The sequence below is a fragment of the Nocardia concava NBRC 100430 genome (genome assembly GCF_000308815.1).
Taxonomy (GTDB): Bacteria; Actinomycetota; Actinomycetes; order Mycobacteriales; family Mycobacteriaceae; genus Nocardia; species Nocardia concava.
Map to the genome: position 1 here is coordinate 1 of NZ_BAFX01000150.1, position 23402 is coordinate 23402.

The window sequence follows — 23402 nt, forward strand, 5'->3', positions numbered from 1 at the left end:
GCGCCGCGAGATCGACCGCGCGCGGGAGCTGACCGACAAGCCCTTCGGCGTGAACGTCACCATCCTGCCGTCGATCAATCCGCCGCCGTACCAGGAGTACGTCAAGGCGATCATCGAGTCCGGCGTGAAGATCGTGGAGACCGCCGGGTCCAACCCGGAGCCCTTCCTGCCGTACTACAAGGAAGCCGGAATCAAGGTGCTGCACAAGTGCACCAGCGTCCGGCACGCGCTCAAGGCACAGAAGATCGGCGTGGACGGCGTGTCCATCGACGGCTTCGAATGCGCCGGGCACCCGGGCGAGGACGATGTGCCGGGCCTGATCCTGATTCCGGCCGCCACCAAGGCGCTCGACATTCCGGTCATCGCCTCCGGCGGTATCGCCGATGCCCGCGGCCTGGTCGCGGCGCTGGCGCTGGGCGCGGACGGCGTGAACATGGGCACCCGCTTCATGTGCACCCGGGAGTCGGCCATCCACCAGACGGTCAAGGAGCAGATCGTCGCCAACTCCGAGCGGGCGACGCAGCTCATCTTCCGCACCATGCACAACACCGCGCGCGTGGCGGACAACGAGATCAGCCGCAAGGTGGTCGAGATCGAGAAGGCCGGCGGCAAGTTCGAGGACGTGAAGGACCTGGTCGCCGGTGCGCGCGGGCGTCGCGTATTCGAGGAGGGCGATCTGGACGCCGGCATCTGGTCGGCCGGTCAGGTGCAGGGGCTCATCGACGACATCCCGACCTGCGCGGAGCTGGTGTCGCGGATGGTGTCCGAGGCCGAGGCGCTGATCGGTCAGCGGCTCGCGAGCATGCTCGGCTGAGCGGCACGAACAAGATCGGGTAAATCCGGCGAAAACCGGTACGTCCCAGACAATTACGACAAGGGCCCTTGGCAAGGATGCCGGGGGCTCTTGCCATTCCGGCTATTCCTGTCGGTGGTATCCGTCATGCTTTCGAGTACACGACGGATGCGGCGGAGGTGCCTGAAATGGCAATCACTCGAATCTATCTCGATGACGACGCGCTGCGCCGGGCCATGGCCATCTCGGGTGTGTACACCGAGCAGGACGCGGTGAACCTAGCACTGCGATTCTTCAGCACACATGCCACGGCCGAGGATTTCGACCATCCCTTTCAGGCGCGGACGGCCACGGCCTCATAGCTCCAGGCAGCGGTGAACCGGAACCCCGGGCGGCGCTGAACCGGACCTTCCGGTCGAACTCATCGCGCCCCTCTCGCGAAAGCCCTTCTGGCCGCGGCGAAATCTTGGCAGAATCGCCGGAGGTACCTCGACGGCCGACCGCGGACACGGGAGGGCATCCCTGTGCGGCAGAGTACGAGAGCATCGACCGATCCCACCCCCTTCACGCGGGTGTCGATCGTCGGTGTCGGCTGCCGGACGACAGGTACGGAATTCGACCACGAGTGGTTCGGCATGGACCGGCTCGAGGCCGCCGGGCTCACCCCACGCCAGCGCGCCACCCTGGAAGTGGCCGTGGAGGCCCTCGACGACTCCGGATTGGGTTGCCTGGCACCGGGTTCCCAGGCCGCGGTGGTCTTCGGCGCGGTGGGCGGCACCAACAGCGCCCACCACCTCTCCCGCGCCCTCGACCTGCGCGGCCCCAGCCTCACCGTGGACAGCCAGCGCGCCTCACCCCTGGTGGCGGTCGACATGGGCGTCCGCCTGCTGGCCGACGAATCCGTCCCCTTCGTCATCTGCGGCGGCGTGGATCTGGCTCTCCTACCGGATATTTCAGATCTCCGCCTCCCGGGCCCCCGCACCGGCCCCGGCCTCTGCACCGTCCTGATCCTCCAGCGCACCACCGACGCCACCCGCACCCGCACCCGCGGCTATGCCGAAATCGGCGGGCCGGGCCTCGGCTTCCAGGAAGCGGACGGAATCGACCCGCATATCGCCCTCCACGACCCCGCGAACAACCGCGAGGCGACGGCCGACCGCGGTGACGAACCCCCGGTGCTGATCCCGATCACGGGCCGCGACCCGGCCACCGTCCACGCGCTGGCGCTGCGCTGGGCGGTGGCGGTCGGCTCCTATCGCTCGATTCGCGAATTCGCCGCCACCACCGCCCGACTGGTCCCCGAAGACACCCGCGCCGCCGTCCTGGCGCGCGACGCCACCGAAGCCGCTGCCCGATTGCGCACGCTGGCCCGTCGCATCGGGGCCGCTGGCGCGAATGCCCCTGCCGCCCAGTTGATCACGTCCGCCATGGCGACATCGGGCCCACTCGAGATATTCGAACCGCCCCGCGCGCAGCGCACCGGTGAACTCCTCTTCCTGTTCCCGGGAACCGGCGACCACCCGCGCATGGGCCGCGCCCTGGCCGCCCGCTACCCGGTCTTCGCCACCGCCCTCACCGCGGCCGCGGACACCGTGGTCGACGCCGGCGGGCCCCGAGTGTGGACGCCGCGCAACGGATTCCGCCCGCCCGCCCAGGCCGCCGCGGCACCGACCCGTGGACCGACCTGCAGCGTGGGAGCCGTACCGACGGGCATCGGCCACCCCGCGGACCCGGTCGGCGGCGCCGCCCTCGGAGACGGTCGCGGCACCGATGCGGACGATGGAAACGGCTCGGGTGAACTGGTTTTCGCGCATGCGTCGCTCTTCGTGTTCCAGGTGGCGCTGGCCCAGCTGCTGGAATCCTGGGGAGTCCGCGCCGATGCGGTCGCCGGGCACGGTATGGGAGAGGTGGCAGCGGCCGTCTGCTCCGGCGCCCTGCCGGTGCGGGCCGGGGCGCGGGTGGTGGTGGCGCGAGCGCGGCTGCTGGAGCGAGCGGGTGGGGCGGGGGCCGCCGCCCGGCTGGAGGCGACGCCCGCCGAGGTGGCGCGCCTGGTCGAACCCATGCGCGCGGATGTCGCGGTGGCGGCGGTGGACGGGCCGACCACCGTCACCGTCTCGGGGGAGCCGCGCTATATCGACGCGCTGGTGCGGCGGGCGCATCGGCGCGCGATCTTCGCTCAGCGCCTGGCGCCCGACGCCGTACCGCAGCCCTCGCATCTGCCCTCGATCCGTGCTCGCGCCGACGAATTGCGCTGTGCGCTCGCCGATCTCGAACCGGTCGCCGCGGATCGACGGCTCTACTCGACCACCCGGCGCGGGGCGGTATTGCGGGCGGCCGGCTCGGACGGCACAGAACCGGCGGCATCCGGCCCACCCGGCGCCGATACGGCCGCCGACCCCGATCTCCGCCTGGACGGCGACTACTGGTCGGCCAACGCCACGGGTGCGGTCGAGCTGTCCGCGGCCTTGGATCGCGCTGCCGCCGAGGGGATTTCGACTGTGCTCGAAATCGGCCCGGCCGCGGTGCTCACCTCGACCGTCCGCGAGCGCGCGGCGTTCCGGGGCGGTGCGCACCCCGCGCTCGCGCGTGACGACGAGGCCGCGAGCCTGCTGCGGACCTTGGCGCTGTTGTATCTCGAAGGACGGCAGGTGGATTGGACGGCGCTGGGGCCGCACACGGCCGCGCCGCCGCAACGGCAGTGGCGCAGGGAGCATTCGGGGAGCGAGCGGCGGTGGTCGGAGGGCGGTGCGGAGCTGTCGGGTGGGCCGGCGGGCGCACCGGTCTTCCCGGTGGTCGAGGTGCGGCCCGAGGGGACGTATGTGGTCGCGGGTGGGTTGGGAGTGCAGGGGCAGGCGGCGGTGCGGTGGCTGTTGGAGGCGGGGGCACGGGATGTCGTGGTGCTGACGCGGACACCGCGGCCGCTGCCGGTGGGGTTGGCGGGGATGGAGGATCGGATCGTGGTGGTGCGCTGCGACTGTGCGGATCGGATGGATCTGGCGACGGCGTTGCAGGATGTTCGCGAGTGCGGGTCGGCGATCCGGGGCGTGGTGCACGCGTCGGGGGAGTCGCGACTGACGGCGGCGGCCAATCTGCTGGAATTGACGGCCGCGGATCCGGCGGACTTCACCGTGCTGCTGACCCCGGTGCCCGGCGCCGCGGATCCCGGCTCGGTGCGGGAATTGGCGGCGGCGCAGGTGGATCGGCGCGTCATCTGTGTGGAATGGGAGGTCGGGCCCGCCGCCTAGGGCAGGATGACGCCATGGCGGACCCCGTGATCGAGGTGAAGTGGAAGAAGGTGCCGGACGAGCACGACTATCCGGCCGCCGCGGACTACCTGGAGATGCTGGCCGAGCCGGAGGTCGTCGACACGGTGGTCCAGGAGCTGCGGGACGCGCCGCTGACCCACAAGAAGGCCAAGGACCTGCTGCGCGCTGCGCAGCTGGACGCGCTGCCCACCTCCAACCCGTACGTGCGCCGCGATCTGCAGAAGATCGTGGCGGGCAAGGCGCTCTCGCCGATCCTGGTGGTGCGCGGCGACTTCCGCCGGAATGTGCCCATGGTGATCGCGGACGGCTATCACCGGGTCTGCGCCATCTATTACACCGACGAGAACATCGCCATCCCGGTGAAGATCGCGTCCCTGCCCTGAACGCGTGACGCCGTGAACTTCCAAACCCTCACCCTCATCACCGTCCTCGGCCTGGCCGGACCCTGGCTGGCCTGGCGGCGGTCCTGGCACCTGCCTGTCATCCTGGGCGAGCTGGTGGCCGGAATCGTGTTCGGCGCCACCGGTTTCGGACTACTGCATCCGGAGGACCCGACCTTCACCTTCCTCGCGGACGTCGGCTTCGCGGTGGTCATGTTCGTGGCCGGCACCCATGTCCCGGTGCGGGACGCCTCCATCCGCTCCGCACTGGGCGAGGGCGCGGTGCGCGCCGTGGTGGTGGGCGTGCTGGCGGTATTCGCCGGGGAGGGCATCGCGGCCTGGTTCGGCACCGGGCACGGGCTGCTCTACGCCGTGCTGATCGCCTCCTCCTCGGCGGCCATCGTGCTGCCCATCCTGGATTCCCAAGGGCTGGGCGGAAAGCCGGTGCTGGAGTTGACCGCCCAGGTCGCCATCGCGGACGCGGCCGCGGTGGTCGCGCTGCCGCTGGTGATCGATCCGGGCCATGCGGGGCGGGCGGCGCTGGGCGCGCTGCTGGTGGCCGTGGCGGCGGTCGGGGTGTACGTCTTCCTGCGCTGGCTCGAGGATTCCGGCATCCGGCATCGGATGCACAAGGTGTCCGAGGAACGGCAGTTCGCGCTCGAACTGCGGGTCAGCCTGGCGCTGCTGTTCGCGCTGGGCGCGCTCGCCACCCGCAGCCATGTCTCGATCATGTTGGCGGGCTTCGCCCTCGGGCTGGCGGTCGCGGCCGTCGGTGAGCCGCGCCGGGTCGCCAAGCAGCTGTTCGCGATCAGTGACGGCTTCCTGGCGCCGCTGTTCTTCGTCTGGCTGGGCGCGCGCCTGAACCTGCGCGAGTTCGGCGACCACCCGTATCTGATCCTGCTGGGCCTGGCCCTCGGTCTGGCCGCCGTGCTCGCCCACATACTCATGCGTCTACTGGGACAACCGATTCCATTGGGCGCGCTCGCCTCCGCGCAGATCGGGGTGCCGGTCGCGGCCGTCACGGTCGGCACCCAGTTGCATGTCCTGAAGCCCGGCGAACCTGCGGCACTCATGCTCGGCGCGCTGATCACGATCGCGGCCGCGGCGTGGGGAACCCGGCGATCAGTCGCCTTCTCGTCCCAATAGCCGATCGGTCTCGCGACGCTCGCGCTTCGTCGGACGACCGGCGCCACGGTCCCGGCGGGGCATGAGGGCGGCCAGCTGCGGATCGGGCGGCGGCGGGCTCTTGTCGATCATGATCTGGGCGACCACACCGGCGCCGACGCGCTTGGTGATGAGCTGCTCGACGATGACGATGCGCTCCAAACCATTGACCCGTACGCGGATCTCGTCGCCACGCTTCACATTGTGCGCGGGCTTCACAGGTACGCCATTGACCTTTACATGCCCCGCGCGACACGCCGCCGCGGCGGCCGAGCGGGTTTTGAAAATGCGGACGGCCCAGGTCCAAGAATCAACTCGGGCCTGGGCCGTGGTGCTCAGTGGAGCAGAGGTCACGCATCGACCATACTTCGTCGCGCGATGACCCTGTGTTGCTAGGCGGCGATACGCCGCGCGGTGACGACCTGGCTGGGGTGCAGGTTGGTGTAGGACACCGGGGTGCCGGTCTGCACGGCGTTCAGCAGCTTGCCGTCGCCGGCGTAGATGCCGACGTGGCCGCCGCCGTTGGTGATGACGATGTCACCGGGCTGCAGGTCCTCGAAGGCGACCGGAGCGCCGACGTTGGACTGCTCGAAGCTGGTGCGGGGCAACTCGACTCCGGCCTGCTTGTAGGCCCACTGCACGAGGCCGGAGCAGTCGAAGGAGTAGGGGCCGGTCGCGCCCCAGGAGTACTGGGCGCCGACCTTGGTCTCGGCGGCGTGCAGGGCGATGTCGCCGACGCTGGACTTCTGCTGGAACAGGGAGGGCAGCTGGAACTGCGGCGCGGCGGGCGCGGGTGCGGCGGGCGGAGCCACCTGCAGCGCCGACGCGGCGTCCTTGGCCGCCTGGTTGAACTGCTGGACCTGGGGCGCGAAATCGTCCGGCACGTCGAACTTTCCGATGCCCGGGATATCGACGGTGGCGGCGGTGGCGGTGATCGCCGGGAACGCGCCAGTAGTCGTCGCGGCCATCGCACCCATGACGATGGCACCCTTCACGGAACTCGGAATCCGAGATTCCCGCTGCAAGCTGTGCTTACCCACTGAGCCGCATCTCCGATCTTGCTGCTGTGTAACGTCGCGGGCTGCCTCTCCGATGAAGCAACAGACTCCGCTAAGTCACGAGAAGATTACGACTAGGCCGTCGCGTTGTCCACCCGACGCGAGGGGTGTGTCGCACCTTTTCCAAAACGCCCCGCTGAAGGGGCAATTCGGTGTATAGGGCGCCTGATCACGAGATGGTATAGGTGATCGACTGGGCCGTTATCAACCCTTCGCCTCCACCACCCGCTCCAGCTCCGCAATCCTGCGGCGAGCGTCGGCGAGATCCACCTCGAGCTGTCCCAGCGCCATCACCAACGGACCCACCGCGAGGTCCGCCACCAGTTGCGGATCGTCGTACCCGCGCTCGATGGCCACCAGAATGTTGTTGCGTATGCGCGCGGCGACAATCGCCTCGGCGGGCACGTTCCAGGATTCGACCACCTCCGCGACGGTGGGTACGACTTCTTCCGACATGAACCCTCCTGCGCTGGATCCCAACGAATCAGGCATAAGGGTAGAGACATCGGCGGACACCTCGGGCACGAACCACGTCGCTCCGGTATGCCGATCGATAGCTGCGTCTAGGGCCTTCGATAGATGCCCGGATAATCGTCGATTCCCGCGCTACCGTGGCCGCGTGGACCCCGTCAGGAATCCCTACGCACCCGGCGCGGGACAGCGGCCGCCCGAGCTCGCGGGCCGCGACCGGCAACTCGACGCCTTCGACATCGTGCTCGAGCGCGTGGCGCGGGGCCGGCCCGAGCGCAGCGTCATGCTCACCGGACTGCGCGGGGTCGGAAAGACCGTGCTGCTCAATCAGCTTCGCTCGGCCGCCCGCGGCCGCGGCTGGGGCACCGGCAAGCTGGAGGCGCGCCCCGATCAGGAACTGCGCCGGCCGCTGGCCTCGGCGCTGCACATGGCGGTGCGCTCCATCGCTGTGGCACACCGCAATCCGGAGCAGGTCGACGATTTCCTGGGGATTCTCAAGGCCTTCGCGCTGCGTTCCACCGCCGACAAGGGCATGCGGGACCGCTGGAATCCGGGCATCGACGTGCCCGCGGTGACCGGCCGCGCGGACTCCGGCGATATCGAGATCGATCTGGTGGAGCTGCTCATGGAGGCGGCGGCACTGGTGCGCGATCTCGGCATCGGGATCGCGGTGTTCATCGACGAGATGCAGGATCTCGGGGCCGCCGACATCTCGGCCATCTGCGGGGCCTGCCACGAATTGAGCCAGGACGCCGCGCCTTTGATCGTGGTGGGTGCGGGGCTGCCGCATCTGCCCGCGGTGCTGACCGCGTCCAAGAGCTATTCCGAGCGGTTGTTCTCGTATCACCGCATCGATCGGCTGGATCGGGAGTCGGCGGATCAGGCGCTGATCGCGCCCGCCGATCGGGAGAGCGTGAAGTACTCCGAGGAGGCCCTGGACGCGCTGTACCGCAAGGCCGACGGCTACCCGTATTTCGTGCAGGCCTACGGCAAGGCGACCTGGGACGCGGCGGCGCAGAGTCCGATCACGGCCGAGGATGTGGCGGTGGCCGCGCCCGCCGCCGAAGAAGAGCTGGCGGTCGGTTTCTTTGGCTCCCGCTACGAGCGAGCGACCCCGACGGAGCGAGAATATATGCGCGCCATGGCCGATTTGTCCGGAGACGAGGGGCCGGTGTCCACCTCCGCGGTCGCGAGCGAGCTCGGACGCAAGCCGGCCTCGCTGTCTCCGGCGCGCGACGGGTTGATCAAGAAGGGCCTCATCTACTCGGCCGAGCGCGGCAGCATCGGTTTCACCGTCCCGCATTTCGGCCGATATCTCCGCAGCGTGCAGTAGCCCCTCAAGTTTCCCTGTGCCCGCCGCCCACCGGGCGGCGGGCACGAGAGCTGGAGAGTTGCTGAAGTTTCAAGATCATTGCCTGACAAGCGTTTTCGATCATTGCGGACCCCTACCGGTGGGTAACAAAGGCTCCTACACTCGAATGTGATTCTCATCACGGTCGAGGAGGACATCATGGCGACTGCCGCCAAAGTTCACGCCACCGAGGAACAAGCCCGGGCACTGGTCGAGGAATCCCGCGAAACCACCTGGGCCAAGCCGTCCTTCGCCAAGGAGATGTTCCTCGGCCGGTTCCGGCTCGACCTCATCCACCCGTTCCCGCACCCGGATGCCGCCGACAGCGCCAAGACCGAGGCCTACCTGACGCGGCTGCGCGCGTTCTGCGAGACCATCGACGGCCAGCGCATCGAGGCCGAGGGTCGCATTCCGGACGAATACGTCAAGGGGCTGGCCGAACTCGGCTGCTTCGGGCTCAAGATTCCGGAGGAGTACGGCGGCGTCGGGCTGTCCCAGGTCGGCTACAACCGCTCGCTCATGCTGGTCGGCTCCGCGCACGCCAGCCTCGGCGTGCTGCTCTCGGCGCACCAGTCCATCGGCGTGCCCGAGCCGCTCAAGCTGGCCGGCACCCCGGAGCAGAAGCGAGAGTTCCTGCCGCGCTGCGCCAAAGGCGCGGTGAGCGCCTTCCTGCTCACCGAACCCGATGTGGGTTCCGACCCGGCGCGCATGGCCTCCACCGCCACCCCGACCGAGGACGGCGAGGCCTACGAGATCAATGGCGTGAAGCTGTGGACCACCAACGGCGTGGTCGCCGAACTGCTCGTCGTGATGGCGCGCGTGCCCAAGAGCGAGGGCCATCGCGGCGGCATCTCCGCGTTCATCGTGGAGGCCGACAGCCCGGGCATCACCGTGGAGCGGCGCAACGCTTTCATGGGCCTGCGCGGCATCGAAAACGGCGTCACCCGCATGCACAATGTCCGCGTCCCGAAACGGAATCTGGTCGGCCGCGAGGGCGACGGCCTCAAGATCGCGCTCACCACGCTGAACGCGGGCCGCCTCGCGATTCCGGCCATGTGCACCGCCGCGGCCAAATGGTCGCTGAAGATCGCGCGGGAATGGTCGGCCACCCGCGTGCAGTGGGGCCGCCCGGTCGGCGAGCACGCCGCGGTCGGCGAGAAGCTCTCCTACATCGCCGCAACGACTTTCGCGCTGGAGTCGGTGCTCGACCTCTCGGCCACCATGTGCGACGAGAACCGCAACGACATCCGCATCGAGGCGGCGCTGGCCAAGCTGTGGGCCTCCGAACAGGCCTGCGAGATCGCTGACGAGCTGGTGCAGATCCGCGGCGGCCGCGGCTACGAGACCGCCGCCTCGCTGCAGGCGCGCGGCGAAAGAGCCGTCGGGGCCGAGCAATTGGTGCGCGACCTGCGCATCAACCGCATCTTCGAGGGCTCCAGCGAGATCATGCGGCTGCTCATCGCCCGCGAGATGGCCGATGCCCACATGTCCGCCGCGGGTGCGCTGGTCGACCGCAATGCCGAACTCAAGGACAAGGCCAAGGCTGCCGTCGGCGCGAGCGGCTTCTACGCCAAGTGGTTCCCGCAACTGACCGTCGGCGCGGGCACCACCCCGGTCACCTACGGCGAATTCGGCCCGCTCGCACGGCATATGCGCTTCGTGGAACGGACGTCGCGCAAGCAGGCCCGCGCCCTCATGTACGGCATGGCGCGCTGGCAGGCCAAGCTCGAATACAAGCAGGGCTTCCTCGGCCGCATCGTCGACATCGGCGCGGAACTGTTCGCCATGGCCGCGTCGTGCGTGCACGCCCAATCCCTGCGTGTGGCGGGCGATCCCGACGGCGTGGCCGCCGAGGAACTGGCCGACGTCTTCTGCCGCCAGGCCCGCCTGCGCGTCGAGAACCTCCTCAACTCCCTGTGGTCCAACACCGACGACGCCAATACCGACCTGGCCCGCGGCATCCTCGACGGCCGCTATCGCTTCCTCGAGGCCGGCGCACTCGACCCGAGCGAGGGCACCGGACCGTGGATCGCGGAATGGCAGTTCGGCGAGACCACGGAAAAGAACCTGCTCCGGCCGTTCCTACCGTCCACCAAGACGGGGGCCGGCACCTAACCCCCGGACAGCAATAGAATTCTGCCGCTATCTAATGAATTCACTAGATAGCGGCAGAATTTCATGACGGAGGCAATGAGGACAGCGAGGGCGTGTAGTACCGCGCCCAGATTTCCCGGGCGGCTATGGCGAGGAGGATGATCGCGAGCGAGGACACGGTCACACTCGAACGAATCCCACAGGGGTCGGGGACCACCTGCCAGATCGCGAGCCCGGCGAACAGCGGCACGGCCACCGTGATGAACCCTTGCGTCTGCCGGCGCATCAGCACCGCCTCCACGACTGCGGCGATCACCACCAGCGCGAAGGCAAGGATCGCCAGTGGTCTGCCGATACAGAACCCGTCCGACGGGGCGTAGTCGTTAGACGCGACGTGGACGATGGACCCGTTGAGCGTATCGGTGAGCGGCTGGTAGGCCCCGTTGTAGACCACCTCACTGCGGCCCGAGCCGTCGGAGATCGCCGGGAACATGACGGCGACGACGAAGACCCACCAGAACACGTGCCCGCTGACATGGGCAATACGGAACTTTCGGTCTCTGGTCACGTGCTGGAGCTTATCGATTGCCCTATCTATGTCTCTCTAGTTGATCCTCTAGATTTCGCTAGATTTTCTGCTCTCGAGCCGATCGACAGTGATCTCTTGGCGGGTCTAGCAAGTTGCCGAGAGTCCTGTAGATCCTCCGACAGTGCTGCATAGATCGGCGGCTTCAGTTGGACAACTTGTGCATAACGCCTGGTGTGAGGGGTTAACGCGGGGGTTATGTCTATCGACAACCGGGCAAAAGGCGAACTCTTCAGGAGCACGTCATGTCCACGATCGACAGCGCCGCCAACGCCGACGGCCGCCATGTCACCGTCTCCGCCGATGACGGTGTGCCACTCGCGGTGCGCGAGTTCGGCAACACCGATGCGCCCGTCACCGTCGTGTTCGTCCACGGGCACTGTTTGCGGGCCGAATCCTGGGCGTTCATGCGCGGGCATCTGCTGCAGGCCTGGGGCGATGACACCCACATGGTGTTCTACGACCATCGCGGGCACGGGGATTCGGGGAATGCCGATCCCTCGACCTACACCATCGAGCAGCTGGCCCGCGATCTCGACGCGGTGCTGCGGGCCGTGGTGCCGACCGGACCGGTTGTGCTGGTGGGGCATTCGATGGGCGCCATGACCGTGCTAGCCTATGCGCGGCTGTACCCGGAGACCATCGGGACGCGGGTGGTGGCCGTCGGGCTGTTCTCCAGCGCCGCCAGCGGGGTGACCCGGGTGGGGCTGGGGCGGCTGCTCAGCGCACCGGCGGTGAGCTCGCTGCGGGTGGCGGTGCGCAAGGCCCCGCGCGCCATGCAGGCCTCGAAGCACCTGAGCCGCCGCATCTTCGAGCCCATCATGCGCGACGCCACCCTCGGCACCCGCAAGGTGAGCCCGCGCATGCTGGCGGTGGCCACGGCCATGCTCAACGACACCTCGCTGCTGACCATGGCCAGCTTCCTCGAATCCCTCATGAGCTTCGACGAATCCGCGACCCTGCACCGGCTGGGCACGATTCCGGTGCTGGTGCTGGCGGGTTCGGCCGACATCATGATCCCGTTCGCGCATTCGGTGGTGCTGGCCTCGCAGGTCGATCACGCCGAGCTGGTGCGGCTGGACGGGGCCGGGCACAGCGTGATTCTGGAGCGCGCCGAGGAGGCGGCCGCGGCGGTGGTGGCGCTGGTCGCCCGCGCCATCGCGGCGGCCCGCGGTGAGGAGCCCGATTGCGGGCCGGATTGCGGGCCCGAGTTGGCGATCGCGGGGTAGCCGGAAGGCCGTCCGCGACGGGCGGATGCGACGGTTTGAAACACCTTCGCGCCCAATTCGTGACTCCGCGACAGGCCTCTGAGCAGGTAATATTCACGCCGCACGAGACGGATCCCACATGATCACGTACTGTGTTGTAGATCACGATGTGTGGTCTGTCACACGGCTCGAGGAGGGTTTCGATGACACGCAGCGAAATTGCGGAACTCCGCTACGCGGTCGGCCAGCTCCGGCAGTGCGTCAGCGCATTGCGTTCCCACTACGGAGACGCGGGCACGGTTCGCCGGCTGGAGAACGATCTGGAAAGGCTCGTCATCGACGCCGATGAGTTCGAGCAGGCCCCGCCCCCGGAATCCCCGGGCGCCAAGCAGGAGACGATCTACGTCCCCGACGCCAAGCACGATGAGGCAGCTTGGATGGGCGCACAGGACGAGGGTCTCGGCTTCCACTCCCGCCCCCGCACGAAGTAACTAACTCCGTCTTTCGAACAGCGGCAGAGCCACCTCGACAATGACGTCGGGGCTCGGCAATTCGACGAGCGCGTCGGGTGGACTCAGCTGCCGCTGCAGCGCGCGCTGATGAGCCGCGCCGACCAGCAACAGGGCCGGTGCGCGCAGCTGCTCGGCCGCCACACCCCGGGCGGACAGATAGGCGACCACGCCGTCGACCGCGCGGTGCGGGCCGAGGTCCAGGTCGCGGCTGCGCTCCTGGTAGATCGCGCGCAATTCGCCGTCCGACTGCACCGCCGCCATGACCGGCAGCGCGGATCGGGCGGGTGTACGACAATCCGGTCGCCTACGCCGAGCACGAGGGCACGCTGCTGATCGGCAGCGCGGCCACGTGGCGGCGGAATCTGCGGCCAGGCGAGCCGGTGCGGATCACCTTGCGGCGCAGGGTGATCGAGGCCGATTGGGCGGTGATCACCGATGTGGACGAGGCGGCCGAGCTGTATCGGGTGATCCTCACGCACAATCCGACGCACGGGAAATACGCGGGCATCAGCCTGAATTCGGATGGCAGCATCAATCGCGAGGAGCTGGCCGCGGCCTTCGCCAAGGGGACTGCCGTCGTCCGGCTCTGGCCGCTCTTTTGAACTTCGGTGCCGAACCTCTGAGCCTCAGTGCCGGTGCCGACCCCGCACGCGCTTGGTTCCCGCGCCGCGGAAGCGGGCGCCGAGCGGGGCCTGCGAGACCGGCTCGAGGTTGGGCGATTCGAACAGGGCCGCCACGGCGGAGGTCGGACCGGCGGGCGTGACGGCCAGGCCGAGACCGCCGTCGCGGCGGGCGAGTTCGTTGAGCAGGCCGGTCACCATGCGCAGACCCGCGGCACCGCCCGGATCGCCGAGGGCGATCGCGCCGCCGTGGACGTTCACCAGGTCCGGGTCGTAGTCGGCGAGGCCGAGGGTGCGGGTCACCGCGAGCACGTCGACGGCGGAGGTCTCCTCGATCTCGAGCAGTTCCAGATCGCCGAGCTCGAAACCGCTGCGCCACAGGGTCTTCGCCACCGCGTGCGTGGCGGCGGCGACCTCGGCATCGGCGGTCGTACCCGCCGATGTCCATTCGACCAGGTAGCCCATGGGTTCCAGGCCCAGGTCGACCAGCCGCTCCTCGGCGACCACCAGGCAGGCGGAGGCGGCGAGGCTGCGGGTGCTGCTGTTCCCGGAGGTGGTGGTGCCGCCGGGCAGGTCGGGGGCCAGGGCGGCGAAGGCGCGGGCGGAGACGTCGTCGCGCAGTCCCTCGTCGCGGTCGACCAGTTGCACTACGGCGGAATTCGGGTCGTACGGGTCCGCGCAGACCACCACCGGTGCGATCTCCGCGCCGAAGACGCCCTGGCGATGGGCGCGGGCGGCGCGGCGATGGCTGGCGGCGGCGAAGTCGTCCGCCGCGCCGCGGGTCAGGCCGAGATCGTAGGCCAGCTGTTCGGTCCGCAGCGAATCCGCTTGCCCGCGAGTGGATTCGGCGGTGGCCCAGATCGCGATCTGCTCATCGGTGGACGGTGCGTCGTCCGGCTCGGAACGCGGCCGCGGCCGCGGTGCGCTGGGTGATTGCGCCTCGGATCCGATTGGGGTGCGCGAGTATTCGGCGCCGAGCGCCACCACCACGTCGGCCGCGCCGGTGCGCACCATCATGGCGGCGGTGATCAGCGCGCGCAGGCCGCCGCCGGGACCGTCGCCGAGCGCGAATTCGCCCAATTCCGAAGACAATCCGCACTGCGGCAGGGCGAGGCGCAGCGCTTCGGTGTCGGGGACCGCGGTGACGAGCTGTTCGACTCGCCCCGGAGCCAGGCCACAGCGCCCCAGCACGGCCGATAACACCGTGGCTATCAGCCGTTCCGGCGGCACCTTCGCGAGCGCGCCGCCCGGCAGACCCAGTGGCGTGCGCATCGGCATGACGATCGCCGCTCGTCTCATCACCGGCTCCCTTCGAACCCTCATCACCGGCTGCCCCGAGGGGTTTGTCCAGCCCAGGGGACAGGCCACCACAGAGTTGTTGCTGCCGTGTGACGGTGTGTAACCGGAAAAATAGACCGCGCCGACCACCCCGATGCCCGAAATACGAATCTCTCTGACACACCGTCTAGTTCGCAAGATTGCCCTTTGTTCACCAAGCAAACGAATCGCTGGTCGAACCAGGAAATGTGGCGCAAATCACTGGGTCACGAAATGGCTGTTGCGAGCTCGAGTGATAGCGCGGCTGTCGTAGGGTGCTCACCATCACATTCGATGCCGGAGGTAACGATGACGTTCCACGGGATAGATGAGCGAGGCATCCACCAGTGAGCGCCGCACCAGTCAAGGCTCCTGAATCAGGTACTACCGGGGTTTTCGGTCGAGGTCGCGCCGCCATCGCGGCACGCACGCTCCGCAGCGATCGCTGGTGGCTGCCGCCGCTGGTGACGGTGGCGGGGTTCGCGACCTTCATCATCTACGCGACCGTCAGATCCTTTCAGCACGACTACTATTGGGTCGGGCAATACCACTATCTGACGCCGTTCTACTCACCGTGCCTGAGCGCGGGCTGCGTCGAGGGCTCGAGCCATTTCGGAACGCCGATTCCCGATCTGCCGCACTGGATTCCGCTGGGTTTCCTGGTGCTGCCGTTCCTGCTGCTGTTCCGGCTCACCTGCTACTACTACCGCAAGGCCTACTACCGGTCGGTGTGGATGTCCCCGCCGGCCTGCGCGGTGGCCGAACCGCACGCGAAATACACCGGCGAGACGCGACTTCCGCTGATCATCCAGAACGCGCACCGCTACTTCTTCTACGCGGCGGTGATCATCTCGGTGATCAACACCTACGACGCGGTGATCTCCTTCCACTCCGGGAGCGGATTCGGGATCGGCCTGGGCACCCTCATCATCACCGTGAACGCGCTGCTGCTGTGGGCGTACACATTGTCGTGCCATTCCTGCCGCCACATCGCGGGTGGTCGCCTCAAGCACTTCTCGCAGCATCCGGTGCGGTACCGCTTCTGGACCGTGGTGTCGAAGCTGAACACCCGGCACATGCAGCTGGCCTGGACGACGCTCGGCACGCTGATGCTCACCGATCTCTATGTCGCCCTGGTCGCGGCCGGCAAGGTCACCGATCTCCGGATCGTCGGCTAGTCCTAATCCTCAAGTCTCCCAGGAGTATTCGGTTCAATGCCTGAAGTCGAGCGGCACAAGTACGACGTGGTCGTGATCGGCGCCGGTGGCGCGGGTCTGCGTGCGGTGATCGAGGCCCGCGAACACGGGCTGTCGGTGGCGGTGGTGTGCAAGTCCCTGTTCGGCAAGGCGCACACCGTCATGGCCGAGGGCGGCTGCGCGGCCGCCATGGGCAATGCCAACGAGAAGGACAGCTGGCAGACCCATTTCAAGGACACCATGCGCGGGGGCAAGTTCCTCAATAACTGGCGCATGGCCGAGTTGCACGCCCAGGAGGCGCCGGACCGGGTCTGGGAGCTGGAAACCTATGGCGCGCTGTTCGATCGGACCCCGGACGGGCGGATCAGCCAGCGCAACTTCGGCGGCCACACCTATCCGCGGCTGGCGCACGTCGGCGACCGCACCGGGCTCGAGATCATCCGCACCATGCAGCAGAAGATCGTCGCGCTGCAGCAGGAGGACTTCGCGCAGACCGGCGACTACGAGGCGCGGATCAAGATCTTCGCCGAGTGCACCATCACCGAACTGCTCAAGGACGGCGACAAGATCGCCGGGGCCTTCGGGTACTGGCGGGAATCGGGACGCTTCATCCTGTTCGAGACCCCGGCGGTGGTCATCGCCACCGGCGGTGTCGGCAAGTCCTACAAGGTGACCTCGAACTCCTGGGAGTACACCGGCGACGGGCACGCGCTCGCGCTGCGCGCCGGGGCCTCGCTGATCAATATGGAGTTCCTGCAGTTCCATCCGACCGGCATGGTCTGGCCGCCGTCGGTGAAGGGCATCCTGGTCACCGAGGGCGTGCGCGGTGACGGCGGCGTGCTCAAGAACTCCGACGGCAAGCGCTTCATGTTCGACTACATCCCGCCGGTGTTCAAGGGCCAGTACGCCGAGAGCATCGAGGAGGCGGACCAGTGGCTGAAGGACAACGACTCCGCCCGGCGCACACCGGATCTGCTGCCACGTGACGAGGTGGCGCGCGCCATCAACGAAGAGGTGAAGGCCGGGCGCGGCACCCCGCACGGCGGTGTGTACCTGGACATCGCCTCACGCCTGCCCGCCGACCAGATCGTCAAGCGGCTGCCGTCCATGCACCACCAGTTCAAAGAGCTGGCGGACGTGGACATCACGAAGGAGCCCATGGAGGTCGGACCGACCTGTCACTACGTGATGGGCGGCATCGAGGTCGATCCGGATACCCAGGCGGCCACGGTGCCCGGGCTGTTCGCGGCCGGTGAATGCGCGGGCGGTCTGCACGGATCGAACCGGCTCGGCGGCAACTCGCTGTCGGATCTGCTGGTATTCGGGCGACGGGCCGGACTGGGTGCGGCGTCGTATGTGGAGCAGCTGGCCGGGCGGCCCAAGATCTCCGATACGGATCTGGCCGCGGCCGCGAAAGCCGCTGTGACACCGTTCGATCCGCCCAGTGAGGGCGGGCCGGGGGAGAACCCGTACACCCTGCACATGGACCTGCAGCAGATCATGAACGATCTGGTCGGCATCATCCGCAAGGAACACGAGCTGAAGCAGGCCATCGACAAGCTGTCCGAGCTGCGCGACCGCTACGACCACGTGATGGTCGAGGGGCACCGGCAGTTCAATCCGGGCTGGCACCTGGCGCTCGACCTGCGCAATATGCTGCTGATCAGCGAATGTGTCGCGCAGGGCGCGCTTTTGCGCACCGAGAGCCGCGGCGGCCACACCCGCGACGACCATCCGGGCATGGATCCGGCCTGGCGCAACAAGCTGCTGGTCTGCACCGTCGATCCCGACGATGTCGGCTTCTCGGTGCCCTCGGTCACCGTGACGCCCCAGGATCAGGTGCCCATGCGCGAGGATCTGCTCCGGCTGTTCGACCGTGCCGAGCTCGAAAAGTATTACAGCCCCGCCGATCTCGCAGCGCTGCGGGACACGGAGTCGCCGAACGAGGCAGGAAAGGCGGAATAGCCGTGGGTTACGAAGCGAAGTTCAAGGTGTGGCGCGGCGACACCGAGGGCGGCGGCCTGCAGGACTTCACCGTGCTGGTGAACGAGGGCGAGGTGGTGCTCGACATCATCCACCGGCTGCAGGCCACCCAGGCCCCGGATCTGGCGGTGCGCTGGAACTGCAAGGCGGGCAAGTGCGGTTCGTGCTCGGCCGAGGTGAACGGGCGGCCGCGACTGCTGTGCATGACGCGCATGTCGACCTTCACCCAGGACGAGGTGGTGACGGTGACGCCGATGCGCACCTTCCCCGTCATTCGCGACCTGGTGACCGATGTGTCGTTCAACTACCAGAAGGCGCGCGAGGTTCCGTCCTTCACGCCACCGGTGGATCTCAAGCCCGGCGACTACCGGATGCAGCAGGCCGATGTGGAACGGTCGCAGGAATTCCGCAAGTGCATCGAATGCTTCCTGTGCCAGAACACCTGTCACGTGGTGCGCGATCACGAGGACAACAAGCACGCTTTCTCGGGCCCGCGATACCTGATGCGTATTGCCGAACTCGAAATGCATCCCCTCGATGTGGCGGACCGCCGTGACCTGGCACAAGAAGAAGCCGGGCTCGGATTCTGCAACATCACCAAATGTTGCACCGAAGTTTGCCCAGAACACATCAAGATCACAGATAACGCACTCATTCCGCTGAAGGAACGGGTCGTGGACAGGAAGTACGATCCGATCGTCTGGCTCGGGAACAAGCTTTTCCGCCGCTGACGAAACGTTTGCTACCTCTTGCACCGTGGCCCCGCGCAGCAGCGCGGGGCCACGGGAGTTACAGAGTTGGTTCTTGATCACGAAACGGCGACTGTTCAGCAACAGAAGCATGTTTGCGACGGCTAAGCATGGGTATCCAACTATTCGTGGACCGTGGACTGAAGAATGCTCGTCCCCGGTACCGGAAAATGGGTCCCGATGACTGGGTCGAACGGCTGATCGTAGGGATGCTCTTCGCGGTATCGGCGATGGGCGTATACGTACTCACCGGCGCATTGATGCCCGCATTGGCGATCGGCGTACTGGTCGCCGCCGTGGCAATCGGCGTGGTCGCAATCCTGTAAGACGAGAGTTCGCAAGAGGACTCGGGGGTTCACGGGAGCTCGGGGCCCGTGAACCCCCGATCAGCGTCAGCTGTCGAACACCCCGTTTTCGAGGCCGGCGGTGAACGACCGCCACTCCGCCGCACCGAACACCAGCGCCGGACCGAGCGGATTCTTGCTGTCCCGCACGCCGACTCGGCCCGCGGTCAGGAACGCCACCTCGACGCATTCCTTACCGGCCCCGCTGCGGCTGCTCTTGAACCAGCGGGCCCCGGAAAGCTCCACACTCATGCCGAATACTCCTTCGCCACCTGTCTGAGCAGGTTTCTGCTGTCCTGGACGTCCAGCGCGCAGCGTTCCAGACCGTCGCGCGCCCGGCGATAGCGCTGCACGTCGCCCTGTCTCTCGAGATACAGATCGCCGGTGAACCCCTCCACGTACACCACCGGGGGCTCCACCGGCTGCCCCTTGCCGTCGGTTCCGAACTCCAGAATCACGAACGGGCCGGTCGAAAGTCCCAGGGGGACACCGGCGGTGAAGGGCAGGATGCGCAGGCCGACATTGGGCCGGGTACTCACCTCCGCCAAGTGCCGCACCTGCGCCGCCATCACCCTTGCACCTCCCACCAGGCGGCGCAATACCGATTCGTGCAACACCATGGCGATCCGTGCCGGGCTGCGGCGGGTGATCATGGCCTGCCGCTGCAGGCGCAGCTGAACGCGCCGATCCACCTCCGCCACAGTTTCTTCCGGATAGCCGAGCCGGTTCAGGGCCCTTGCGTAGTCGGCGGTCTGCAGCAGCCCGGGCACCAATTCCGATTGGTAGCAGGACAACTGCTGCGCGGATGCCTCGAGGCCCACGTAGACGTCGAAGTTCTCCGGAATCAGATCGCCGTAGGAGTGCCACCAGCTCTTGACGGCCGCCTGCTGCGCCAAACCCTTGAGCCCCTCGGCGATTTCGGCCGGTATGCCGTAGATCCGGCACAGCTCCTGGATGTCGATGGTGCGGATGCGATCGGCATTGCCCTTCTCGAGCCGTTGTAAGGTGCTCGCGCCCCACTCCATCAGCTTCGCCGCCTCGGCGATGGTGAGTCCGGCCTGGATACGCCAGTCGCGCAGATAACGACCGAGCTGGCGGCGGGGCAGGGTGGATGACGCGGGGCCTTCGGACACAACACGCTCCATTCGCGGTCGCGGGCATGGATCGGGGGGTCGGGTGCGCGGATTCGGGGCCGCCGGCGGGCGGGCGCCTCGTCCACTATGGAGAATCGTCCTCCCCCAGGTGGATTCGCTGCTGGGAATTCGCGCAATTTTGCGTTCTCCTTGTCGAAATTCGCCCGCTTGGCGTCTGCTCGTGGTGTGCTAGATGTGTGCCCGGAGCGATGTAGCTAGGCCCCTTTCCTTTCCTGAACCTCCGGGCACTTCAGGAACCAGTGGGAACAAGGAGTGGTCTGGACATGCAACTGACGTCCCTCAATATGCACATCGCCGGTCTCTCACGCTGCCGCCGTGATCCGGGTGTGATGTCCGCCGAAGAGGCCCACGCCGCAATGCAATTGCACCTCGATTGCACGGTGCAGACGTGCAAGGTGCGCAGGCGCGCGCGGGCGACGCTGGTGGAGGAGGGACGGTGCGTGCTCGACGAGCGCGCCCTGCCATGACCGGGCAGCCAGAGATGACCGGACAAATCAAACCGACCGGTTACGACCGATTGGTGTATCGGCTGCTGTGGCTCGCGCTCGACGCTCGCGCCGCACTGCGCCGAACAGGGAAGGTTTCGCGACCGGGGGTGGACCGGGGAAGGCCCCCCGCCGCGATGAACGCTGCCGCACAGCGCTTTCGAACGCCCCGCGCCTAACCTCCGGGTTGCGGAGGCGCAGTCCCCTTCGCGTGCTGCAGCGCGGTTCGGCCCGCCCGTTCCACAGACGGCGGGCGGGTCGAACCGCACCCAATCTCGGGCGTGACGCCTACCCTGGAATCCACCGCGCTTTCTTCCGGCAGCGCGGCGCCCGGGGTGGAGGGGAACACCGTTGTTGGCCTTCGAACACTCGCCTGTTCCGGCGTGCCGGACCGCGTCCGTGGCGGACCTGGATGCGATCCGCGCCCTCGAGGTGATCGAATTCGAGCATCTCGCCTATCCGTATTTCGTTCTGCGCCAATTATTCGAATTACACGGAGCAAACTGGACGGTTGCCGAAGAGGCGGGGGAGCTCTGCGGCTACGTCCTCACCGCCCTCGACGGCGCGGGCAGCGCGTGGTTTCTCGGATTTGCTGTCGCCGCCGACCGCCAGGGCCGCGGCTACGGCCGCACCCTGCTGGAAGCCGCACTGGCACAGTGCCGCCGGGCCCGCGCCGAACAGGTCTTCGTCACCGTGAAGCCCGGCAATCGCGCCGCCTACCACCTCTACAAGGAGGTCGGATTCGTGTGGACCGACCACGAGCCGGCCTACTTCGGGGCCGATGAGCCCCGAGATGTGCTGGTACACAGGATTTATCATTGATCATGCTCGAGAAAAGCGCTCCCTCTTCACCATTCGTGGCGGATATGAGCATGCGCATCGAGCGGCATGCCGACACCTACGCCGAGAGCGTCACCGAATTCCTCGACCAGCCGCACCGCCAGCGCCGCCGCACCACCGAACAACCGCTGCTGGATCTGTTCACCCGGCACACCGAGGCGGTGGTCGCCACCTATGATCCGCCCGGAATCCGCAGGGCCGGTGACAGTCTCGTCTTCTCCCACATCTACGCCCCCGTGCTCGAGCACACCGCCACGGCGGCGTCCCGGCCCCTCTCGGTCAATCAGCTGCTGGCCGCGCTCATCGCGGCCGAGGTGGAGTTCCGCGGGCCATTGCGCCTGAGCCGCACCCAGAATCGGCTGCTGGCCGAGGCCTACGAGCGGCTGGGCCCGCCGCTGACCCAGGCCGGACTGCCCGCGCACGCCGCGCTCGCCTATCGGCGCGCGGGCAGTCTCTACCGCATCGACGAGGACACCGATGCCGAGGACCGGTGCGGTCTGGCGCTGGCCCGGGCCCGGCGCGCGGCCCAGCCGGTGGGCTGGAAGCGGATCGGCGGCTGGTTCCCGGATCTCATCTGCGGCTACGGATATCGGCCCTTCCGCATGCTGTGGTTCGTGGCGGCCCAGCTGGTGGTCTTCCTCGTGGCGGTACTGCTGCGGTCGGATCAGTCGGTGGCGGTGACCGTCTTCCAGGTGCTGATGAACTATCTGAATCCGCTGGGCATCGGCGATACCGAGCATCTGCGCGTGGGCGGGCGGGCCATTCTCGTGATCGAGAGCTATCTGGGCGCGGTCACCATGTCGGTGTTCTTCGCCCTGCTGGTGCGCCGCTGGTTCCGGTTGTGATCACCACTGGATGGTGCTGATCTTGGAGCTGCGCAGGGCCGCCAGGGTCGCCACCGCCAGACGGTCGCGCAACTGCCCCACCTGCGCGGTCCACTGCCGGGTGAAACCCGGATCGGATTCCAGCCGGGTCCACAGTTCCCGCAGCCGGGGCGGCGTGTGCGCGCCGGGCATCCACAGGTGCACCAGCTGTTCGAGCAGCGGCGACAGGCGCGCGGACGAATCCTGTTCGGGCGCTTCCCGATCGGCCTCCGCCAGGGCGGCACCCAGGATGGACAGCAACCAGTCGTGGACCGCCAGATCCTCGCAGAAGCGCTGCACCCCGGCCAGATCCCGGGCGGTCGGCACCATGATCCGCACCGATCGGGTGGTCTCGTCCTCGAGCCGGAAGGCGAACAGGGTGCGGGCGCGGGTGCTGCCGTCCACCGGCGGCGCGACTCGCGCGGCCCAGCGCAGCCGGGTGGCGCTGGAGCGCACCGGCGGATCCTGATCCAGCCGGGCATCGGTGCGCACCCGGGTGAGCAGCCGGTCGCTGATCGAGCCCAGATCCAGAGTGGTGGCGCTGGAGCCCTCGAGGAAGCCCTCGGTGAGATCGACCGCGGCCGTGGTGTCGTCGCCGATCCGGTGCAGCAGTTCGATGGTGCCGACCTGGTTCAGATAGTGCGACCAGGGCCGCCGGTTCCGATCCTCCGCCCGGACCACGGTCGAGCACGCCGAACTCTGGATCACCCGGCCGCCCACCAGCACCGCGTGCGCGGCCACCGTCCCGATGGCGCGGCTGTCCGAGCGCGACACCGTCGCCAGCCGGCAGTCCACGCCGACCGCCGAGCTCGGCGAAACCGCCAGCGCCAGTGGGCGTTCCCGCATCAGTACGCGCTGCCCGGGCAGCAGCGACAACAGCGCCGACGCCTCGCGCGCGGCCAGCCCCCCGGAGTTCGGCAGCAGTGCGGTGCGCACTTCCCCCAGCAGCACCAGCGGATCGTTCATGC

General features: G+C 67.9%; 26 protein-coding genes. 17 read left to right on the top strand and 9 right to left on the bottom strand.

Annotated features, from left to right (window positions below):
* The 5 genes from ON43_RS34485 to ON43_RS34500 form a co-directional block, all read left to right on the top strand.
* The coding region (locus tag ON43_RS34485) for an NAD(P)H-dependent flavin oxidoreductase (RefSeq protein WP_040814356.1) at positions 1-814 on the top strand (814 nt) is incomplete at its 5' end.
* 167 nt (positions 815-981) lie between these two features.
* Positions 982-1155, top strand: a complete 174-nt coding sequence (locus ON43_RS45160) for a type II toxin-antitoxin system VapB family antitoxin (RefSeq protein ID WP_174416524.1) — start codon at positions 982-984, stop codon at positions 1153-1155.
* A 162-nt stretch (positions 1156-1317) separates the two neighbouring features.
* The gene (locus ON43_RS34490) at positions 1318-4038 is read left to right on the top strand and encodes an acyltransferase domain-containing protein (protein ID WP_083913949.1); all 2721 of its coding nucleotides are present in this window, start codon (positions 1318-1320) and stop codon (positions 4036-4038) included.
* Between the two features lie 26 nt (positions 4039-4064).
* Positions 4065-4442, top strand: a complete 378-nt coding sequence (locus tag ON43_RS34495; protein ID WP_040814487.1) for a hypothetical protein — start codon at positions 4065-4067, stop codon at positions 4440-4442.
* A 12-nt stretch (positions 4443-4454) separates the two neighbouring features.
* Entirely contained in the window at positions 4455-5585 is a 1131-nt protein-coding gene (locus tag ON43_RS34500; protein ID WP_040814361.1) for a cation:proton antiporter, read from the top strand.
* Here ON43_RS34500 and ON43_RS34505 read toward each other — a convergent pair.
* The 3 genes from ON43_RS34505 to ON43_RS34515 all read right to left on the bottom strand — a co-directional run bounded on the left by ON43_RS34505 (position 5562) and on the right by ON43_RS34515 (position 7117).
* Positions 5562-5957, bottom strand: coding sequence for an RNA-binding S4 domain-containing protein (locus tag ON43_RS34505; RefSeq protein ID WP_051179624.1), 396 nt, complete (start codon positions 5955-5957; stop codon positions 5562-5564). The genes ON43_RS34500 and ON43_RS34505 overlap by 24 nt on opposite strands.
* 38 nt (positions 5958-5995) lie before the next feature.
* A complete protein-coding gene (locus tag ON43_RS34510) occupies positions 5996-6580 on the bottom strand; it encodes a C40 family peptidase (RefSeq protein WP_051179643.1) in 585 nt (194 codons plus the stop codon).
* A gap of 285 nt (positions 6581-6865) precedes the next feature.
* Positions 6866-7117 (bottom strand): hypothetical protein, encoded by a 252-nt coding sequence (locus tag ON43_RS34515; protein ID WP_040814362.1) that lies wholly within the window; start codon positions 7115-7117, stop codon positions 6866-6868.
* A 163-nt stretch (positions 7118-7280) separates the two neighbouring features.
* Between ON43_RS34515 and ON43_RS34520 the strand changes: the two genes are divergently transcribed.
* Positions 7281-8465 (top strand): DUF8462 domain-containing protein, encoded by a 1185-nt coding sequence (locus ON43_RS34520; RefSeq protein ID WP_040814364.1) that lies wholly within the window; start codon positions 7281-7283, stop codon positions 8463-8465.
* A 177-nt stretch (positions 8466-8642) separates the two neighbouring features.
* The gene (locus tag ON43_RS34525) at positions 8643-10598 is read left to right on the top strand and encodes an acyl-CoA dehydrogenase family protein (RefSeq protein WP_040814492.1); all 1956 of its coding nucleotides are present in this window, start codon (positions 8643-8645) and stop codon (positions 10596-10598) included.
* Positions 10599-10659: 61 nt separating this feature from the next.
* Here ON43_RS34525 and ON43_RS34530 read toward each other — a convergent pair whose 3' ends face one another.
* On the bottom strand, positions 10660-11145 hold the full coding sequence (locus tag ON43_RS34530) for a hypothetical protein (RefSeq protein ID WP_040814367.1): 486 nt from the start codon (positions 11143-11145) through the stop codon (positions 10660-10662).
* A gap of 263 nt (positions 11146-11408) precedes the next feature.
* Between ON43_RS34530 and ON43_RS34535 the strand changes: the two genes are divergently transcribed.
* Together ON43_RS34535 and ON43_RS34540 are read left to right on the top strand one after the other, a co-directional pair.
* The gene (locus ON43_RS34535) at positions 11409-12392 is read left to right on the top strand and encodes an alpha/beta fold hydrolase (protein WP_040814368.1); all 984 of its coding nucleotides are present in this window, start codon (positions 11409-11411) and stop codon (positions 12390-12392) included.
* Between the two features lie 182 nt (positions 12393-12574).
* Entirely contained in the window at positions 12575-12862 is a 288-nt protein-coding gene (locus ON43_RS34540) for an Rv0250c family protein (RefSeq protein ID WP_040814370.1), read from the top strand.
* On the opposite strand, the gene ON43_RS34545 is transcribed toward ON43_RS34540, so the two are convergent.
* Positions 12863-13144, bottom strand: coding sequence for a hypothetical protein (locus tag ON43_RS34545; RefSeq protein WP_051179625.1), 282 nt, complete (start codon positions 13142-13144; stop codon positions 12863-12865).
* Positions 13145-13167: 23 nt separating this feature from the next.
* Between ON43_RS34545 and ON43_RS42940 the strand changes: the two genes are divergently transcribed.
* Positions 13168-13485, top strand: a complete 318-nt coding sequence (locus ON43_RS42940) for a PNPOx family protein (RefSeq protein ID WP_051179626.1) — start codon at positions 13168-13170, stop codon at positions 13483-13485.
* 24 nt (positions 13486-13509) lie between these two features.
* On the opposite strand, the gene ON43_RS34555 is transcribed toward ON43_RS42940, so the two are convergent.
* Complete coding sequence (locus ON43_RS34555; protein WP_167333482.1) at positions 13510-14802, bottom strand: thiolase family protein; 1293 nt, start codon at positions 14800-14802, stop codon at positions 13510-13512.
* Positions 14803-15167: 365 nt separating this feature from the next.
* Here ON43_RS34555 and sdhC point away from each other — a divergent pair, with 365 nt between their 5' ends.
* From sdhC to ON43_RS44055, 4 genes are all read left to right on the top strand, one after another.
* Positions 15168-15998: a succinate dehydrogenase subunit SdhC gene (gene sdhC, locus ON43_RS34560; RefSeq protein ID WP_040814371.1), complete on the top strand. Its 831-nt coding sequence runs from the start codon at positions 15168-15170 to the stop codon at positions 15996-15998.
* A 36-nt stretch (positions 15999-16034) separates the two neighbouring features.
* Positions 16035-17981 carry a fumarate reductase/succinate dehydrogenase flavoprotein subunit gene (locus ON43_RS34565; RefSeq protein WP_051179628.1) on the top strand — a complete coding sequence of 649 codons (1947 nt, stop codon included), beginning with the start codon at positions 16035-16037 and terminating at the stop codon, positions 17979-17981.
* Between the two features lie 2 nt (positions 17982-17983).
* Positions 17984-18730 carry a succinate dehydrogenase/fumarate reductase iron-sulfur subunit gene (locus ON43_RS34570; protein ID WP_040814372.1) on the top strand — a complete coding sequence of 249 codons (747 nt, stop codon included), beginning with the start codon at positions 17984-17986 and terminating at the stop codon, positions 18728-18730.
* 188 nt (positions 18731-18918) lie between these two features.
* Positions 18919-19074: a hypothetical protein gene (locus ON43_RS44055; protein ID WP_245568870.1), complete on the top strand. Its 156-nt coding sequence runs from the start codon at positions 18919-18921 to the stop codon at positions 19072-19074.
* A 66-nt stretch (positions 19075-19140) separates the two neighbouring features.
* Here the strand turns inward: ON43_RS44055 and ON43_RS34580 are convergent, their stop codons facing one another.
* Together ON43_RS34580 and ON43_RS34585 are read right to left on the bottom strand one after the other, a co-directional pair.
* Positions 19141-19344: a DUF397 domain-containing protein gene (locus ON43_RS34580; protein WP_040814373.1), complete on the bottom strand. Its 204-nt coding sequence runs from the start codon at positions 19342-19344 to the stop codon at positions 19141-19143.
* Positions 19341-20225: a helix-turn-helix domain-containing protein gene (locus ON43_RS34585; RefSeq protein WP_040814503.1), complete on the bottom strand. Its 885-nt coding sequence runs from the start codon at positions 20223-20225 to the stop codon at positions 19341-19343. The genes ON43_RS34580 and ON43_RS34585 overlap by 4 nt, the downstream gene beginning before the upstream one ends.
* 284 nt (positions 20226-20509) lie before the next feature.
* Here ON43_RS34585 and ON43_RS34590 point away from each other — a divergent pair, with 284 nt between their 5' ends.
* The 3 genes from ON43_RS34590 to ON43_RS34600 all read left to right on the top strand — a co-directional run bounded on the left by ON43_RS34590 (position 20510) and on the right by ON43_RS34600 (position 22416).
* Positions 20510-20713, top strand: coding sequence for a hypothetical protein (locus tag ON43_RS34590; RefSeq protein ID WP_040814374.1), 204 nt, complete (start codon positions 20510-20512; stop codon positions 20711-20713).
* 417 nt (positions 20714-21130) lie between these two features.
* Positions 21131-21553, top strand: coding sequence for a GNAT family N-acetyltransferase (locus ON43_RS34595; protein WP_051179630.1), 423 nt, complete (start codon positions 21131-21133; stop codon positions 21551-21553).
* Positions 21554-21597: 44 nt separating this feature from the next.
* A complete protein-coding gene (locus ON43_RS34600) occupies positions 21598-22416 on the top strand; it encodes a hypothetical protein (protein ID WP_040814375.1) in 819 nt (272 codons plus the stop codon).
* On the opposite strand, the gene ON43_RS34605 is transcribed toward ON43_RS34600, so the two are convergent.
* A complete protein-coding gene (locus ON43_RS34605) occupies positions 22417-23400 on the bottom strand; it encodes an SCO2521 family protein (protein ID WP_040814376.1) in 984 nt (327 codons plus the stop codon).
* Positions 23401-23402: the final 2 nt, after the last annotated feature.

Excerpts from the sequence above, each read along its gene's own strand:
- ON43_RS44055 (WP_245568870.1), top strand. The coding sequence starts at position 18,919 with ATGGGTCCCGATGACTGGGTCGAACGGCTGATCGTAGGGATGCTCTTC.
- ON43_RS34580 (WP_040814373.1), bottom strand. The coding sequence starts at position 19,344 with ATGAGTGTGGAGCTTTCCGGGGCCCGCTGGTTCAAGAGCAGCCGCAGC.
- ON43_RS34600 (WP_040814375.1), top strand. The coding sequence starts at position 21,598 with ATGAGCATGCGCATCGAGCGGCATGCCGACACCTACGCCGAGAGCGTC.
- ON43_RS34590 (WP_040814374.1), top strand. The coding sequence starts at position 20,510 with ATGCAACTGACGTCCCTCAATATGCACATCGCCGGTCTCTCACGCTGC.
- ON43_RS34555 (WP_167333482.1), bottom strand. The coding sequence starts at position 14,802 with ATGAGACGAGCGGCGATCGTCATGCCGATGCGCACGCCACTGGGTCTG.
- ON43_RS34605 (WP_040814376.1), bottom strand. The coding sequence starts at position 23,400 with ATGAACGATCCGCTGGTGCTGCTGGGGGAAGTGCGCACCGCACTGCTG.
- ON43_RS45160 (WP_174416524.1), top strand. The coding sequence starts at position 982 with ATGGCAATCACTCGAATCTATCTCGATGACGACGCGCTGCGCCGGGCC.
- ON43_RS34540 (WP_040814370.1), top strand. The coding sequence starts at position 12,575 with ATGACACGCAGCGAAATTGCGGAACTCCGCTACGCGGTCGGCCAGCTC.
- ON43_RS34510 (WP_051179643.1), bottom strand. The coding sequence starts at position 6,580 with ATGGGTGCGATGGCCGCGACGACTACTGGCGCGTTCCCGGCGATCACC.
- ON43_RS34525 (WP_040814492.1), top strand. The coding sequence starts at position 8,643 with ATGGCGACTGCCGCCAAAGTTCACGCCACCGAGGAACAAGCCCGGGCA.
- ON43_RS34515 (WP_040814362.1), bottom strand. The coding sequence starts at position 7,117 with ATGTCGGAAGAAGTCGTACCCACCGTCGCGGAGGTGGTCGAATCCTGG.
- ON43_RS34565 (WP_051179628.1), top strand. The coding sequence starts at position 16,035 with ATGCCTGAAGTCGAGCGGCACAAGTACGACGTGGTCGTGATCGGCGCC.
- ON43_RS34545 (WP_051179625.1), bottom strand. The coding sequence starts at position 13,144 with ATGGCGGCGGTGCAGTCGGACGGCGAATTGCGCGCGATCTACCAGGAG.
- ON43_RS34535 (WP_040814368.1), top strand. The coding sequence starts at position 11,409 with ATGTCCACGATCGACAGCGCCGCCAACGCCGACGGCCGCCATGTCACC.